Consider the following 16281-nt stretch of genomic DNA (forward strand, 5'->3'; position numbering starts at 1 on the left):
CTTCATGGACAATCTGACCCCCAAGGCGATCGTCGCATCGCTCGACGAGCATATTATCGGCCAGAAGGATGCGAAGCGCGCGGTTGCCGTGGCGTTGCGCAATCGCTGGCGGCGGCAACGCCTCTCGCCCGAATTGCGCGACGAGGTGACGCCCAAGAACATCCTGATGATCGGCCCCACCGGCTGCGGCAAGACCGAGATATCGCGCCGCCTTGCCAAGCTGGCCGAAGCGCCTTTCGTGAAGGTGGAGGCGACCAAGTTCACCGAGGTCGGCTATGTCGGCCGCGATGTCGAACAGATCGCTCGCGACCTGGTCGAAGAAGCGATCCGGCTGGAAAAGGACCGCCGCCGCGAGGCCGTGCGCGAAGCCGCCAGCGATGCGGCGATGGACCGCCTGCTCGATGCGCTTGTAGGCCCCGGCGCGAGCGAGGCGACGCGCGAAAGCTTCCGCCAACGCATCACCGACAATTCGATGAACGACACCGAAGTCGAGATCGAGGTGGCAGAGCAATCCGGCATGCAGATGGACATTCCCGGCATGGGCGGCGGCGCGACGATGATCAACTTGTCGGAAATGATGGGCAAAGCGTTCGGCGGCCCGCCGAAGAAGAAGCAGAAGTTGAAAGTGCCCGATGCGTGGGACAGGCTGGTCGACGAAGAAGCCGAAAAGCGGATGGACCAGGACGATGTCGCCCGCGTGGCGCTTGCCAATGCGGAAACGAACGGCATCGTCTTTCTCGACGAGGTCGACAAGATTGCGGTGAGCGACGTGCGCGGCGGCTCCGTCAGCCGTGAGGGCGTGCAGCGCGACCTGCTGCCGCTGATCGAAGGGACGACCGTCGCCACCAAATACGGCCCGATGAAGACCGACCACGTGCTCTTCATCGCCAGCGGCGCGTTCCATGTCGCCAAGCCATCCGACATGTTGCCCGAATTGCAGGGGCGCCTGCCGATCCGCGTGGAGTTGCGCAGTCTGACGGAAGAGGATTTCGTCCGCATCCTGACGGAAACGAAGGCGAACCTCGTGCAGCAATACAAGTCGCTGCTCGGCACCGAAAAGCTGGAGGTCGAGATGACCGACGATGCCGTCGCCGAAGTCGCGAAGTTGGCGGCGCAGGTGAATGAAGGCGTCGAGAATATCGGCGCCCGCCGCTTGCAGACGGTGATGGAGAAACTGTTCGAGGAATTGAGCTTCGAAGCCGAGGAAATGAGCGGCCAGAGCGTGACGGTGGATGCCGATTATGTCCGCGCTAAGCTGACCGACCTGGCAGCGGATACCGACCTCAGCAAATACGTGCTTTGATTTTCGTCACGGCGCAAAAAAATGGCGCGGAGTGGGCCGACCACTCCGCGCCATTTTAATGCCTGACCTTAAAATCAGATGCCTTCGACAGCTTTGCTGACGAGGATGTTGACGGCAACGCGGCGGTTCTGGGCGCGGCCTGCGGCGGTTGAATTGTCCGCCGTCGGGTCGGCTTCAGCCATGCCGGTCGGGGTGAGCATGCGCCAGGGCTGCCAGTCGCATTCCTGCTGCAGGTAATTGACCACGCGGCCCGCGCGCCGTTCGCTCAGCACCTGATTGTAATCCTGATCGCCCACGGAATCGGTGTAGCCAATCACGAGCAGCAGCGCATTGTCCGTTGCCTCGGCCTGCTGCGCAATGCTGCACAGTTCGGCCTGATCGCGCGCGGAAATATTCCACTTGCCGGTGTCGAAATAGACATTCGCCGTCTCGACGACGTTGTACTGGTCGATATTGGCGACGCGTCCGCGCAGCGCTTCGGTGGCGGCGGCGTTTTCGACGATGGCGGTTTCGTTCGCGGTGAAGCGGCCATTGGTCCCGCCATAGATCATTTCGGCGGTTTCGAGATCGTCGTCGCTGAAGCGCACGCGGCTGGCGATGAGGCTCTGGCCCCATTGCTTCGTGTCCACTTTCACCGGGAGGCCGTTAAACAGCGAGGCCTGCGTCAGCTGCGTGCGGCCGAGGCCGAGAAAGCCGCCGCGCGCCCGCACTTCGGTGGCCGGCGAAAGGCGCAGGGTGACTTGCTGGCCTTCCTCCGTGGTCACCTGGATATTGTTGTCCTGCCGGGCCGTGATCATGCCTTCGATATCCGGGCCGTCCTCGAAGCCCGACAGGTCGCCGGGCACGTCGCCATAGACGTTGATCTGCGTCTGCTCGGCATAGTCCACGTCCTGCGCGGCGACGGCGGAGGCGGAAACCGCCATCAGCGCCGAAAGAGCGATGGCGAGCGGCCTCGCGTTGGTGGTGTTCATATCGGTACTCCTCGATCCAGCCCCCATGAGGCTGCCCCGATGTTGCCACAATTCTTTCACTCGGATGAACAGTCCAAAGTGGGATGTGTGATGCCGGGAGCAGCCGGGCAGCTGGTGCGATGAGCCGAGTCCGGCGTCAGGCCTCAGGGATGCGGAGCAAGACCGATTTCGACACCCGTCCGGTCCGTCAAGGCGTGCTTGTCGATCATGTCGGCACTCGCCTCGTTCAGTCCGACGACCTGCACGCTGCGCCCGTTGCGACGCATCCGCTCGACCACGGCATCGAGCGCGGCGGCGCTGGAAATGTCCCAGAAATGCGCCGCGGTGACATCGATCACCACGTGATCGGCGGGATCCTCGCGCAGGCTTTCGGGCTTCATCGCGGCGTTGAACCGCTCCACGCTGGCGAAGAAGATCTGGCCGGTGATCGTGTAGATCGCCCGATCGCCATCGCGGCTGCGCTGCACGTCGAACAGATTCATGACGAGGGCGGCGAAGAAGATGCCTGACAAGAGGACGCCGATCAGCACGCCGAGCGCGAGATTGTGCGTCGTCACCACCACGGCCACGGTCGCCAGCATGACGACGCTCGCCTGCCACGGATGGTGACGAAGGTTTGGAATGCTCGTCCAGCTGAACGTGCCGATGCTGACCATGATCATCACCGCGACGAGCGCGGGCATGGGGATCTGGCCCACGATCGGACCGAGCAGCCAGAGCAGGATAAGCAGGGTGAAGCCGGCGGTGAAGGTGGAGAGACGTCCACGCCCGCCGCTCGTCACGTTGATCACCGACTGGCCGATCATCGCACAGCCGCCCATGCCGCCAAACATCGCCGCACCGATATTGGCCGCGCCCTGTCCCCAGGTCTCGCGGCGCTTGTCGCTGCCGGTGTGGGTCATGTCGTCGACGATCTTGGCGGTCAGGAGGCTCTCGATCAGGCCGACGGCTGCCATCGTTGCCGAATAGGGCGCGATGATGGTGAAGGTTTCCCAGGTCAGCGGCACGTCGGGCCACACCAGATAAGGCAGGCCTTCGGGGATATCGCCCATGTCGCCCACCGTGATGATCGGCAGGTCCATCGCAATGCTGAGCGTGCCGAGCACGATGATCGCGACAAGCGGGCTGGGGATGGCGGTGGTCAGCTTGGGCAGCAGGTAGATGATCGCCAGCGCGCCTGCGACCATGGCGTAGGTGATCCAGTTGACGCCATCGACGCTCGGATCGAGCTGCGGCAGCTGCGCCATGAAGATGAGGATCGCCAGCGCGTTGACGAAGCCGGTGATGACCGCGCGCCCCACGAACTGCATCAGCAGGTCCAGCCGCAGCACGGCGGCGATTGCCTGGAAGATGCCCATCAGGATGGTCGCGGCGAAGAGGTATTCCACACCATAATCGCGCACCAGCGGCACCACCACAACGGCAACGGCGGCAGTGGCGGCGGAGATCATGCCGGGCCTGCCGCCGGTGAAGGCGATGATCATCGCGATGGCGATGCTGGCATAGAGCCCCACGCGCGGATCGACCCCCGCGATGATGGAAAAGCCGATCGCTTCGGGGATGAGGGCGAGCGCAACGACGATCCCGGCAAGGATATCGGCGCGCGGATTGGCAAGCCAGTCGCGCTTCCACGCGGCGGTGTCGATCATGATCTGTCCGTAGGCTGTTGGGCACGCGGTCGCATGCCGATGAAACGTGCGCCCGGCCATACATGCTGCACTGCACAATGCAAGTCGGCGCTTGCAGAGGATGGATTGCCGCTCGTCGAAGAAGGCGTCGCAGCGCTTGCGGCCTGGGCCGGGCTTTGATCTAAGGGTCTATCGTTTTGGACGAAGGGGACAGATCCGTGACATTTCGCTTTCTCGCCACCACCGGCGTTGCGCTTGCGCTCGCCGCCACCACGCCTGCACTCGCACAGGATGCGGGCGACGCGCCCGCTCTGACGGCGCCGGAAATCGAATTCACCGAATGGCAGCTGGACAATGGCTTGCGGGTGATCGCCATAGAGGATGACAGCACCTCCACCGTCACGACGTCGCTATGGTTTGAGATCGGCAGCAAGCTCGATCCCGAAGGCCGCAGCGGTTTCGCGCATCTGTTCGAGCATATTCTCAGCCGCAAGACGGTGAACATGCCGTACAACATGATCTACGATCTGACGGCGGATGTCGGCGGCACGCGCAACGCATCGAACGGCACGGACCGCACCAATTATTTCGAGACGGTGCCCGCCGAATATCTCGAACGCATGCTCTGGACGCACCGCGAACGCATGGCCTTCCCGGTGGTGGATGACGAGGTGTTCGAGACCGAGCGCAGCGTCGTGAAGGAGGAATATCGCACCCGCGTCCTCGCTCCGCCTTACGGCCTGTTCGGCCGGGTCGTGATTCCCGAGATCGCCTATGACGATCTGCCACATCGCCGCCCCGGCATCGGCAGCATGGAAGATCTCGACGCTGCGACGCTCGACGATGCGCGCGCCTTTCACCAGGCCTATTACGGTCCGGACACCGCCACGCTGATCGTCGCGGGCAATTTCGAAATGGCCGAGCTGCGTGCGCTGGTGGACGAATATTTCGCCGACATCGCGCCGCGCGCCAATCCGGTGGATGTGACGATCACGACGCGTGAGGACCGGCGGACCGAGCCGCGCTCCGTCACCGCATCCGCACCCAATGTCCCGCTACCGCTCGTCGGCACGGTGTGGCAGCTTCCCGAGGCAACGCATCCCGATGCGCCTGCGCTCGAAGTGCTCGAAGCGATCATGGCAAACGGCGACAACAGCCGCCTTTACCGCGCGCTGGTGGAGCCGGGCATCGCCGTGCAGGTGAGCCAGGGTGCGGGCCTTTCCGAGGAAGGCGGCACGATGAGCCAGTTCGGCGTCGTCAATCCGCAGGCCGACCAGGCGCAGGTGGCGGCCATCCTAGCCGCCGAGAATGCGCGCATCCGGGACGAGCTGGTCAGCGCCGCAGAGCTTGCCGAAGCCAAGAACGAGATCATCGCTGGATCGCTACGTCGCCGGGAAACCGCACGTGGCCGCGCTTTCGAACTGGGAGAAGCGCTGGTAAGCACGGGCGATCCGCGCGCTGCCGACCGGCGTCTCGCCGCCATCGCCGCGGTCACGGCGGAGGATGTCCAGCGCGTTGCGCGCACCTGGCTCGATCCGGAAGCGCGGGTGGACGTGGTCTATTCGCGCGGCGAGTTCGATCCCTCGACCTTCGCCAATCCCGAACCGATGCCGACCTTCCGCAGCCTGCCGTCGGCCGTGGGCGAACCGCTGGCCGTTCTGCCCGAAGGCGAACGCGAGGCGCCTCCCGGTCCGGGCGAAGCACCCGTGGTGAACACGCCGCAATTCCAGACGCGCACGCTGGCGAACGGTATCGAAGTGGTCGCGGTGCAGACCGGCGACGTGCCGATCGCGACCATGCAGGTGCTGCTGCCGGGCGGAAGTATCTCCGACCCGCGCGCAAAGTCGGGCATCGCCGAAATGGCTGCCGCGCTGGCCGAATACGGCACGCCGACACGCAGCGCCCGCGACATCGCCGCGCGCATGGAAAGCCTTGGCGCCGGCATGGGCGGTTCCGCCCGCAGCGACAATACGACGTTCTCACTCACCGCGCCGGTCGCCAATATGGCGGCAGCAGGCGAAGTGTTCGCCGATGTCATCCAGAATGCCAGCTATCCCGAAGACGCTTTCGAGCGGGAGCGCGGCCGCGCGCTCGATGGGCTGCGCCTTGCCATGAGCGAACCTGCCTCCCTGGCGAGCATGGCGATCCGGCCGATCCTCTATGGCGATGCGCCTTATGGCAATATCGGCGGCGGCACGCCTGCGTCGCTCGCCGCCCTCACGCGTGAGGATCTGCTCGAACATCGCCAGACCTACTGGCACCCCTCGCAGGCGCAGATCGTCGTGAGCGGCGGCGTCTCCCCTGCAGAAGCCTTCGCTTTGGCAGAGCAGCTTTTCGGCGACTGGCAGAGCGCTACGCCGGCGCCTGCGCCGATCACCAATCGTGCGGGTGAGGGCGAGCCTGCGCGCACGGTGGTGATCGACATGCCCGATGCCGGACAGGCGGCAGTCTATCTGGTCGGGCGCGGGCCGGAGCGCGCCAGTACCGATTACTTCCCACTGCTGCTGGCCAACGCCGTGCTCGGCGGCGGATCGAGCGGCCGACTGTTCGAGGAAATCCGCACCAATCGCGGCCTGTCCTACGGCTCCTATTCCGGCCTCGGTTCGCTGCTGGAAGACCCGCTCTTGCAGGCCAGCGCGCAGACCGCGAACGAGACCGTGGACGAAGTTGTGCAGGTGATGCTCGATCAATATGCCCGCATCGGCAGCGAGCCGCTGAGCGACGAGCTGATCGACCGGCGACGGCTCTATCTCGATGGCAGTTACACGCGCAGCCTCGAAACCTCGTCGGGCTTTGCCGGTATCGTGACGGACCTGCTGACGCTGGGCGTCGATCCCGCCGAAATCTCGAGCTACACGCAAAGCCTGCAGGCGGTGACCGGCGAGCAATCGCTGGCCGCGGCGGCGCGCTATTTCGCGCCTGAAGACACCAATATCGTCATCGTCGGCAACGCAGCCGCCTTCATTGACGACCTGCGGGCGATCCGCAGCGACGTAGAGGTGATCCCGGCGGACGCGATCGATCTTTTCGATCCACGCGCGCCTGAAATGGGCGGATAAGCTTTGGTGAGCGGGGAGCGCCTATTCGGCCGCTTCCCGCTCCTCTTCCGTCTCGCTCTGCTGGCGGTTCCACATTTCGGCGTAGAGGCCGTCGCGGCGCAGCAGCTCGCCATGGCTTCCGCTTTCGACGATGCGGCCCGCCTCCATCACGTTGATGATGTCGGCATCGGAAATCGTCGACAGGCGGTGCGCGATGGCGATGGTGGTACGGTTCGCGCTGACGCGCTTCAACGTCGCCAGAATGTCCTGCTCGGTCCGGGAATCTAGCGCGGAGGTCGCTTCGTCCAGCAGCAGGATTGGCGGGTTCTTCAGCAGCGTGCGCGCGATCGCGACGCGCTGTTTTTCTCCGCCCGACAGCTTCAGCCCGCGCTCGCCCACTTCGGTGTCGAAGCCATGGGGCAGGGCGGTGATGAATGGCAGGATCGCCGCATCGGCCGCTGCGCGCTGGATGTCGCCAGATGAAGGATCATCCTGCCCGTAGGCGATATTGTAGCCGATCGTGTCGTTGAACAGCACGCTGTCCTGCGGAACGATGCCGATCTGGCGGCGCAGACTTTCCTGCGTGACATCTGCGATGTTCTGCCCATCGACGCAGATGCGGCCGTCCCACGGATCGTAGAAGCGGAACAGCAGGCGCCCGATGGTGGACTTGCCCGCGCCCGATGGGCCCACCAGCGCCACCGTTGCGCCTGCCGGTGCCTCGAAGCTCAGGCGATGAAGGATCTGTCGGTCCGGCTCGTAACCGAAACTGACATCTTCGAAAGTGACGGTGGGGCGGCGCACCACGATGGCGGGCGCGCCCGGCGCATCATCCACTTCCGCTTCGGTATCGAGAAGGTTGAACATGTCCGCCATGTCGATCAGCCCCTGGCGGATCGTGCGGTACACCCAGCCGAGCATGTCGAGCGGGCGGAAGAGCTGCAGCAGATAGGTGTTGACCAGCACCAGATCGCCCGGCGTCAGCCGCCCTTGCGACCAGCCCCACACGGTCCACGCCATCGCGAAACCCATCATCAGATTCATGATGACGGCCTGCGTGATGTTCAGCAGGCCGAGCGAATTCTCGGTCTTGATCGCGGCCTCGGTATAGGCCTTGGCCGAGCCGGTATAGCGATCCTGTTCCCGCTGCTCGGCCCCGAAATACTTCACCGTCTCATAATTCAGCAGGCTGTCGACCGCCCGGGCCATGGCCTGCCCGTCGAGATCGTTCATCTCCTTGCGCAGCTTCACGCGCCATTCGGTAATCGCCTGCGTGACCCAGATGAAGGAGACGACGGTCACGGCGGTCGCTGCGACCAGCTCCCAGCCGAAAACCGTCCAGAAGATGATGGAGACGACAACCAGTTCGATGGCCGTGGGCGCGATGTTGAACAGCAGGAAATACAGCATGGAACTGATCGACTTGGTGCCGCGCTCCACCACGCGAGTGATCTCGCCCGTCCGGCGAGAGAGGTGAAAGCGCAAAGAGAGGCGGTGCAGGCGCGCGAATACGTCCTGCGTCAGGCCGAGCACCGCGTCCTGCCCGACGCGGTTGAAAACGATGTTGCGCAGATTGTCGAACAGCACGCTGCCGAAGCGGCCGCCGGCATAGGCGATGACCAGCGCCATCGCGACCCAGACCGCAGGATCGCCATCGGCCCCCATCGTGTCGACGGCGCGAGCGTAAGCGAAGGGCAGGGCAAGGATGACGGCCTTGGCGAGGAGAACGAGCACGCCCGCACCGATGATGCGGCGCTTCAATTCGGGGCGGCCCTTCGGCCAGAGATAGGGCAGGAAGCGGCGCATGGTCGCCCAGTCGGCGCGCTCCCCGCTTGCCGTTCTGGTCGCCGTCCTGTTGCCGAAATCCTTCACGTGCCCGCGAAGGTGGTGGCCCCGGCGCTATTGCACAAGGCTAGTCGAGCCGCGTGGCGCGTTCGTTGAAGTTCCAGTTCTGCACGCGCCCCTCGGTGCCCGGAACGTCGAAGAGGACGCGGCGGCTGCGAAAATCGATGGCGACGCGGCTGAACAGGCGCAATTCGTTCATGCCCAGGATAAGCGCGGGCCGATCGCCGAGGCCCAGCGCGTGGAAGGTCGGCGCATCGGCAAAGGCTATGGGCGTGTTGGCCAACTGGACGCGGCCGATATCCAGCCGCCGGGCGATACGTGTCGGCCCCACCAGCTGCACGCCATTGACGTCGGTCATCAGCGTGTCTTCGATTGCCGTTCGTGAGCGCATGCGGCGCAGCAGGGCGGGATTGCCGATCGATGCCTGGGCACCGGTATCGACGATCACCGCGGTGCGGATGCCGTCGATCTCGGCGCGGTGGATGATCAGCTGGCCGAGCCGCTCCCGCGCGCGGACTACGATGTCGTATCCGTTCGATCCGCCGCTGCCGAAATTGTCCGACACGCGCATAACGCCTTGCTCGAAATCCAGGAGCACACGCTGATCCTGCAGGCTGTCCACGCCGAGAATGCCGTCCGCATCGCCGATATTGGCAGCGTCCACGATAGGCGCGGTGCGCACGGCAAAGGTCCGCTCGCCAAGGGTGAAATCGGGAATGAAAGTGGTCTCGACCGGGCGGCTGCTCGCCGTGCCGACGAGAGTTGCGGCGCTGCGATCGGTGAGTTGCAGACTGTCCGCCAGCTCGCTCGACAGGACGGTCGCCTGCGCGCCGGTATCGACCAGGAAGCGAAACGGTCCTTCGCCGCCGATGATGACCGGCACGGTGAGGCGGCGATTGCGCTCTCGCTCCATTTCGATGGTGGTGATCTCGCCCGGATCGACGATGTCCGCCGCCTCGCCTCGCGCAGGCGGATCGCCAGCGCCGGCAGGATCGGCGGGATCGCCCTGCGAAAGGGCGAAGGCTGCGGCCAGGGCAAGCCAGTGCATCATGTCGGTCTCCCGCCCGGCGACCCGTCCCGTCCACGCCAGGCGATTCGCAATGTAGCACTGCGAAGGGCGCTTCCCTAATCGCTCAGGCGGCGCGGCGATCCTTGCGGCCAGGTTCCAGACCGGCGGCGGCGCAGGCGGCGACCAGTCTTTCGTCCCGGATCAGCGGCGCGGTGTCGATCGCATCATCGTTCCAGCGCTGGTAATTCCAGTTGGTCGTGATCCCGCGGAAATGGCGGAAGAGAAATTCGTCGCTGATCGCGTCATTGCCTTTTGCGCCGAAGATGTTGTGCACGCCCCAGCTTACGCTGCGCGAGAAGGCCGATGGGCGCAGGCACCATTTCGGCGGCGAGTTTTCGACCTGCGCGCCTTCATCGTGGCGGAAATCGGCGTGGCGGCTGTGCGCGGGGTCGACGCCGTTTTCGGCGTGGACGGAAATCCACCGGCCATCGAATTTGACCATTCCGGTGCGGCTCGCTTCCGCCGCGGTGAAGACGCTGCGACCGCGATGTGCGATCACCAGCTCGTCGACATCGTTGTGCATCACGCTGCGCGCCTTTTGCAGGAAACGGAACCGCGCATGCTGGAGAACGCCGACCTGGCAGAAATCGCTGTCCCAGTCGGGCTCGACCCCGTCGACGGCCCAGTTCGGACCGGCCTGCGGACCGTAAGGGTAGGGCCAGGACAGGACGAGCACGTCCATCGCGGGCAATGCTTCACTCAGGCGCGCCTGCAACTCACCCGGCTCGTAAAGCGAAGAGCCGTTGTCGTAGAATAGCAGGGCATCAGCGCCATGCAGTCGACGGTGGAAGCGCGCCCAGTCGACGATCCAGCGGACCTCATTGTCCTTGGACAAGGTCAGCAGCATGCGCTTTCCGGCGAAGCGATCATGATGCGAAGGCTGCACCCCAAGGTCGAAGCGGCCGAGCGGGCTGTCGAAGGCAATCCGGGTCGCATCGGAGCGCAACCAGATCTCGCCGCGCTTCTTGCGCCCATAATGATGCGCAGCCGGCAGCCAGCCACCCAGCGCCTCGTTGAAGAAATCGCTCTGCCTCAATTCGCCCAGCAGGTTGAGGAATGGCGGCCCCTGAAGCACTACGTGTCTGCCGCAGCGATAGACGTCGTAGAACAGAGTTTTCCAATCGAACCGTTCGGCGTAGAGGGCGCTCCGCAATTCGGGCGGTCGCGGAGCATCGCGTACAATGTCGGTCTGGATGATGGCTGGCGTGAGACGGATGTCCGGGGTCATATTCGATCCCCGGCAACGGCTTCGCGGGGCGACAGCAGCTTGCGGCGCAGGCTATTGTAAATCGGCAGACCGGTGTCGCGCATGTCTCGCAAGGCCGGATGGCGAGTGAGGAACAGCGCCGCGCACCATGCCAGCCCCCCGGCCATTGCGCACAGGGCGAGTGGCACGATGCCCATCTCGCCCGGGCCGATCCAGAATGCGTAGGCCAGCGCGAGCGGCGCGACGGCGATGGCGGTGACCAAAAGGCTTTTTGCCATGATTGCCAGCCAGTCCATCACCCGGAAGCCGACCACCGTGCTGATGAAACGCATGTAGATGGCGAAGAAGGCAAAGGCATAGACGATGCGCGAAGCCGCCGCGCCCTCCGCGCCCGCCAGATGCGTGCCGACAGCCAGCAGGCCGATCGACACCACGGTTTCGACGATATTGTAACCGATCAAGCGATTGATATGTCCGGTCAGGATCGGCAGTTCTGTCACCATCGGCAGGCATATCATCAGGCCGGACTGGATCGCGATCAGCGTCAGCAAAGGCGCGGTGCCGATCCAGGCCTCCCCATACAGAAGCATCACGATCGGCTCTGCCGCCAGCGACAGGAAGGCCATGCCGGGCAGGACGAGCACGCTGTAACCGGCACAGATGCGCAAATATGCCGGGCCGAGCGGCTTGCCGCTATCGCGAATGCGCGCGAAGGTCGGGTAGAACACCTGCCCGATGGCTCCCGCAATCAGCATCCGCAATTGCTCCGCAAGACTGGTCGCGCGGCTGAACAGGCCGGTGGCCGTCAGCCCGACGAGTTTACCTACAACAAGGTCCGGCGTGCGGGTGCCGAGCGCGCCGGTGATGTAAAGCGCGCTGGTCTTCCCGCCGAATCCGATGATGGGCTTCAGCCCGTCGAGGCGGAGCGGGAAGGGCCGCGCCGGTTGCAGCGCTTGTGCGATCAGCGCCTTTGCAATGGCGGAGGCAAGCGTCGCCCAGGCGAGCGAGAAGGCCGAGAAGCCGAGCCAGGCCAGCGTCACCGCCACCGCGCCGTGGATCAGCGCCCCGCCCACGCTGACACCGAAATGGCCGGAAAAGCGCATCGCCCGTCCCATCAGGGCAAGAGGAACTACCGCAAAAGGCACGAAGAAATAGCTTGCGGCGATAATCAGCAGCAGGCTGGTCAGCTGAGGAAGGTCGTAAAGTTGTGCCAGCGGCCAGGCGGCCAGCGCGACGAGCGCTGCGATGATGAGCGAGAAGACGAGCGCGACGGTCGAACAGCGGTCGATCTCATCCTGCGTGAGCTGTTTCAGGCCGGCGATATATCGGGTCAGCCCGAAGTCCTGAAGCACGGCTAATAGCAGCGCGGCTGCCAGCGCGATCGAGAAGAGGCCGACCTCGTCCGGACCGAGAAAGTAGCGCGAGATGACGACCGAGGTCGCGAAGATGATGGCAAAGGTGACGTATTGGGACGCCATCGCCCAGACGGCCGCATTGCCGACACTCATGGCCGGCGCTTCACGCTCCGGGATCGCGTCTTCGGTTGGCGCATCCTTCATCGCGCGCGCGCCAGAGTGTTGGCGAGGCGCAGGGCGCGCGCAGGCTCCCCGAAGGTGACAAGGCGCGCAGCCGTTCGCCAAAGCCCGCTGCGATCGCCGCCATCGTGTATGTGTCGCAAGAGGATGTCGAAGCCTTCATCGCGAAGCGCGGTCTGCGAATGCTGGATGCTCGCCGCGACCCGCGCCCGCACGCGCGATGACACGCCCCGCTCGTCGAAAAGCGCATCGAGCGCGTCCACGGGTGGAAGCTTCTCGAGATTGGCGGTCGGATCGGGCCGCCCGGCATCGCGGGCCAGCCACGCTTCGTAGGCGACGGCCGCGCCGATCGCCTGCTCGGTTGCATGGCGGGTGGACACTTGCCCGGCGTAATGACGGTAGCGCAGAAGGCGTTCCGGCAGGTTCGCCATCCGGGTGGTGCTAGCGAGGCGAAGCCAGAGATCGTAATCCTCGCAATGGCGGAATGCGGAATGGTAGCCGCCGACGCCGAGCACGACCTCGCGGCGATACATCACGGCGGGATGGATCATCATCTGGCGACCTTGGCGTGCCCGAGCGAGCAAATCTTCGTGATCGGTCGGCTGGTCGGGCCCGGCATCGGGCCAGGGCTCGCCGAATTCGTCGATATCCTCGCTCCAGCAGCCGACCACGCCATGACCGGCATGCGAATCGAGAAATGCGATCTGCTTCGCGAATCGGTCGGGCAGGCAGATGTCGTCGGCATCCATGCGCGCGACCAGCGGCGCACGCGATTCACCCAGCAGCTCGTTGAGGCTGGCGACGAGGCCGCGATTCTCGCGAAGGATTGGCCGGATGCGCGAATCCTTAGCTGAATACCGCTGGATGATCGCGGCGCTCGCATCGGTGGAGCCATCGTCGAGAATGAGAAATTCGAATGACGTAAAGCTCTGTGCCAGCACGCTCTCGATTGCAGGCGCGAGGAAGCGCTCGCCATTATAGACGCTCATCGCCACGCTGAGCGGCGGGGGAGGGGCAGTGTCGGTCATTTGTGCGTATAAGGAGCCGGTATCGCCGACTTCCTTAATCGCGCGCGCGTAAAGATACCCTCAACGCAGGATCGGCTTTGGCAGGCCGGTGCTTCCGGCGGTTAAAGAATGCGCGCGCCCCGCTTCGACACCTCAGGGCGATGGGCCTGGGCTCCCTTGAAAAGCGGTGCGCCGACCCCATCTTGGTTGCGAGGGAATTGTGGGTTTGGACGGTTTTTCCGCCATCGCGAAATAAAATTGCGAAAAGGCGTTGACCCGAATCAACACCACCCATATATGGCCTCTCACCGACGCGGCGCTGACGGTTCAGCCGGCTCGCAGCGATCGGTCGCCAACATATCTGGATAGCCGGTCCCCCGGTGTAAATCGGGGACACCTTCGCTGTCCGGTTTTTAATGTTCGGTGGCTCTTTGACATTGTCGGTTTTTGATGAAGGGACATGTGGGCGACGGCGCCCCGTCTGCGAAGCTCAAGGTCGCAGTAACGGGTAACCAAGCCGATGCCACATCCTGATCGGGCTCCACGTCCGGTCTTGATGATACATGTTCATTCGTATCCATTACGTTTGACAGTGCAGGTATCGGCTCCTTGAAGCTCATGCCTAGCAGGATGGCGATCTTCGGATCGTGCTTGCTTGGTGTGTGACACAAACTTGAGAGTTTGATCCTGGCTCAGAACGAACGCTGGCGGCATGCCTAACACATGCAAGTCGAACGCCCTCTTCGGAGGGAGTGGCGCACGGGTGCGTAACGCGTGGGAACCTGCCCTTAGGTTCGGAATAACAGTGAGAAATCGCTGCTAATACCGGATAATGTCTTCGGACCAAAGATTTATCGCCTTTGGATGGGCCCGCGTTGGATTAGCTAGTTGGTAGGGTAAAGGCCTACCAAGGCGACGATCCATAGCTGGTCTTAGAGGATGATCAGCCACACTGGGACTGAGACACGGCCCAGACTCCTACGGGAGGCAGCAGTGGGGAATATTGGACAATGGGCGAAAGCCTGATCCAGCAATGCCGCGTGAGTGATGAAGGCCTTAGGGTTGTAAAGCTCTTTTACCAGGGATGATAATGACAGTACCTGGAGAATAAGCTCCGGCTAACTCCGTGCCAGCAGCCGCGGTAATACGGAGGGAGCTAGCGTTGTTCGGAAATACTGGGCGTAAAGCGCACGTAGGCGGCGTCGCAAGTCAGGGGTGAAATCCCGGGGCTCAACCCCGGAACTGCCCTTGAAACTGCAATGCTAGAATATTGGAGAGGCAAGTGGAATTCCGAGTGTAGAGGTGAAATTCGTAGATATTCGGAAGAACACCAGTGGCGAAGGCGACTTGCTGGACAATTATTGACGCTGAGGTGCGAAAGCGTGGGGAGCAAACAGGATTAGATACCCTGGTAGTCCACGCCGTAAACGATGATAACTAGCTGTCCGGGCTCATAGAGCTTGGGTGGCGCAGCTAACGCATTAAGTTATCCGCCTGGGGAGTACGGTCGCAAGATTAAAACTCAAAGGAATTGACGGGGGCCTGCACAAGCGGTGGAGCATGTGGTTTAATTCGAAGCAACGCGCAGAACCTTACCAGCCTTTGACATCCTTCGACGGTTACCAGAGATGGTTTCCTCCCTTCGGGGCGAAGTGACAGGTGCTGCATGGCTGTCGTCAGCTCGTGTCGTGAGATGTTGGGTTAAGTCCCGCAACGAGCGCAACCCTCATCCTTAGTTGCCATCATTTAGTTGGGAACTCTAAGGAAACTGCCGGTGATAAGCCGGAGGAAGGTGGGGATGACGTCAAGTCCTCATGGCCCTTACAGGCTGGGCTACACACGTGCTACAATGGCATCTACAGTGAGCAGCGATCCCGCGAGGGTTAGCTAATCTCCAAAAGATGTCTCAGTTCGGATTGTTCTCTGCAACTCGAGAGCATGAAGGCGGAATCGCTAGTAATCGCGGATCAGCATGCCGCGGTGAATACGTTCCCAGGCCTTGTACACACCGCCCGTCACGCCATGGGAGTTGGTTTCACCCGAAGGTGGTGCGCTAACCGGTTTACCGGAGGCAGCCAACCACGGTGGGATCAGCGACTGGGGTGAAGTCGTAACAAGGTAGCCGTAGGGGAACCTGCGGCTGGATCACCTCCTTTCTAAGGATTTTGGCGGAAAGCGCCGGGACTTGTTCTCGGAAGTGCTTCCTCCAGCTCCAAAGAACACTGCCGTCGTCCTCATGTCCTTTCATCACTGGAGAAACACTCAGGCGTAAGCCTGCGTGTTTACGCCTGAGCTGGCTCACGCCCCTCGCGGCCTTTTGGCCGGCGCGGTGCGGTGTGGGCCTGTAGCTCAGTTGGTTAGAGCGCACCCCTGATAAGGGTGAGGTCGGTGGTTCGAATCCACCCAGGCCCACCATTATCCTTTGGTTGTGGGGCCTTAGCTCAGCTGGGAGAGCACCTGCTTTGCAAGCAGGGGGTCATCGGTTCGATCCCGATAGGCTCCACCAGCCAACTCCAGTGATTGGAAAACAGATCCTGCCTCGGCAGGTAGTATGGGGATTTGCCCCATGCGTCTTTGATATTGTGAATGGGTTTTTAAATCGATGCCGTGAGGTGTCGTCGTGCTGGCAAGGCTTCGGTCTGGTCCAGTCGATGGCAAATCACAAATCAATCAAATTG

9 protein-coding genes, 2 tRNA genes and 1 rRNA gene are annotated in these 16281 nt (G+C 63.1%); 5 read left to right on the forward strand and 7 right to left on the reverse strand.

Translation table 11 applies throughout. The features are described from left to right. Positions 1-4 precede the first annotated feature (4 nt). Entirely contained in the window at positions 5-1303 is a 1299-nt protein-coding gene (gene hslU / locus D6201_RS11510) for an ATP-dependent protease ATPase subunit HslU (RefSeq protein ID WP_120048906.1), read from the forward strand. A 74-nt stretch (positions 1304-1377) separates the two neighbouring features. Here hslU and D6201_RS11515 read toward each other — a convergent pair whose 3' ends face one another. Both D6201_RS11515 and D6201_RS11520 read right to left on the reverse strand, forming a co-directional pair. Then, the gene (locus D6201_RS11515) at positions 1378-2274 is read right to left on the reverse strand and encodes an OmpA family protein (protein ID WP_120048907.1); all 897 of its coding nucleotides are present in this window, start codon (positions 2272-2274) and stop codon (positions 1378-1380) included. Positions 2275-2417: 143 nt separating this feature from the next. Continuing rightward, complete coding sequence (locus D6201_RS11520; RefSeq protein WP_120049384.1) at positions 2418-3923, reverse strand: SulP family inorganic anion transporter; 1506 nt, start codon at positions 3921-3923, stop codon at positions 2418-2420. A 197-nt stretch (positions 3924-4120) separates the two neighbouring features. Between D6201_RS11520 and D6201_RS11525 the strand changes: the two genes are divergently transcribed. Further along, the gene (locus tag D6201_RS11525) at positions 4121-6961 is read left to right on the forward strand and encodes a M16 family metallopeptidase (protein WP_120049385.1); all 2841 of its coding nucleotides are present in this window, start codon (positions 4121-4123) and stop codon (positions 6959-6961) included. 21 nt (positions 6962-6982) lie between these two features. Here the strand turns inward: D6201_RS11525 and D6201_RS11530 are convergent, their stop codons facing one another. From D6201_RS11530 to D6201_RS11550, 5 genes are all read right to left on the reverse strand, one after another. After that, positions 6983-8746, reverse strand: a complete 1764-nt coding sequence (locus D6201_RS11530) for an ABCB family ABC transporter ATP-binding protein/permease (RefSeq protein WP_120049386.1) — start codon at positions 8744-8746, stop codon at positions 6983-6985. Positions 8747-8852: 106 nt separating this feature from the next. Continuing rightward, positions 8853-9836, reverse strand: coding sequence for a retroviral-like aspartic protease family protein (locus D6201_RS11535; protein WP_120048908.1), 984 nt, complete (start codon positions 9834-9836; stop codon positions 8853-8855). Between the two features lie 82 nt (positions 9837-9918). Then, positions 9919-11082, reverse strand: a complete 1164-nt coding sequence (locus tag D6201_RS11540; protein ID WP_120048909.1) for a hypothetical protein — start codon at positions 11080-11082, stop codon at positions 9919-9921. Continuing rightward, positions 11079-12620, reverse strand: coding sequence for an oligosaccharide flippase family protein (locus D6201_RS11545; RefSeq protein WP_120048910.1), 1542 nt, complete (start codon positions 12618-12620; stop codon positions 11079-11081). The genes D6201_RS11540 and D6201_RS11545 overlap by 4 nt, the downstream gene beginning before the upstream one ends. After that, positions 12617-13624, reverse strand: a complete 1008-nt coding sequence (locus D6201_RS11550; RefSeq protein ID WP_120048911.1) for a glycosyltransferase — start codon at positions 13622-13624, stop codon at positions 12617-12619. Before D6201_RS11550 ends, D6201_RS11545 begins: the two co-directional genes overlap by 4 nt. A gap of 648 nt (positions 13625-14272) precedes the next feature. Here D6201_RS11550 and D6201_RS11555 point away from each other — a divergent pair. The 3 genes from D6201_RS11555 (at position 14273) to D6201_RS11565 (ending at position 16109) form a co-directional block, all read left to right on the forward strand. Further along, positions 14273-15759, forward strand: a 16S ribosomal RNA gene (locus D6201_RS11555). Positions 15760-15941: 182 nt separating this feature from the next. After that, positions 15942-16018: transfer RNA gene (locus tag D6201_RS11560), tRNA-Ile, on the forward strand. A 15-nt stretch (positions 16019-16033) separates the two neighbouring features. Next, positions 16034-16109, forward strand: a tRNA-Ala gene (locus D6201_RS11565). Positions 16110-16281: the final 172 nt, after the last annotated feature.

The organism is Aurantiacibacter aquimixticola (genome assembly GCF_003605475.1).
Taxonomy (GTDB): Bacteria; Pseudomonadota; Alphaproteobacteria; order Sphingomonadales; family Sphingomonadaceae; genus Alteraurantiacibacter; species Alteraurantiacibacter aquimixticola_B.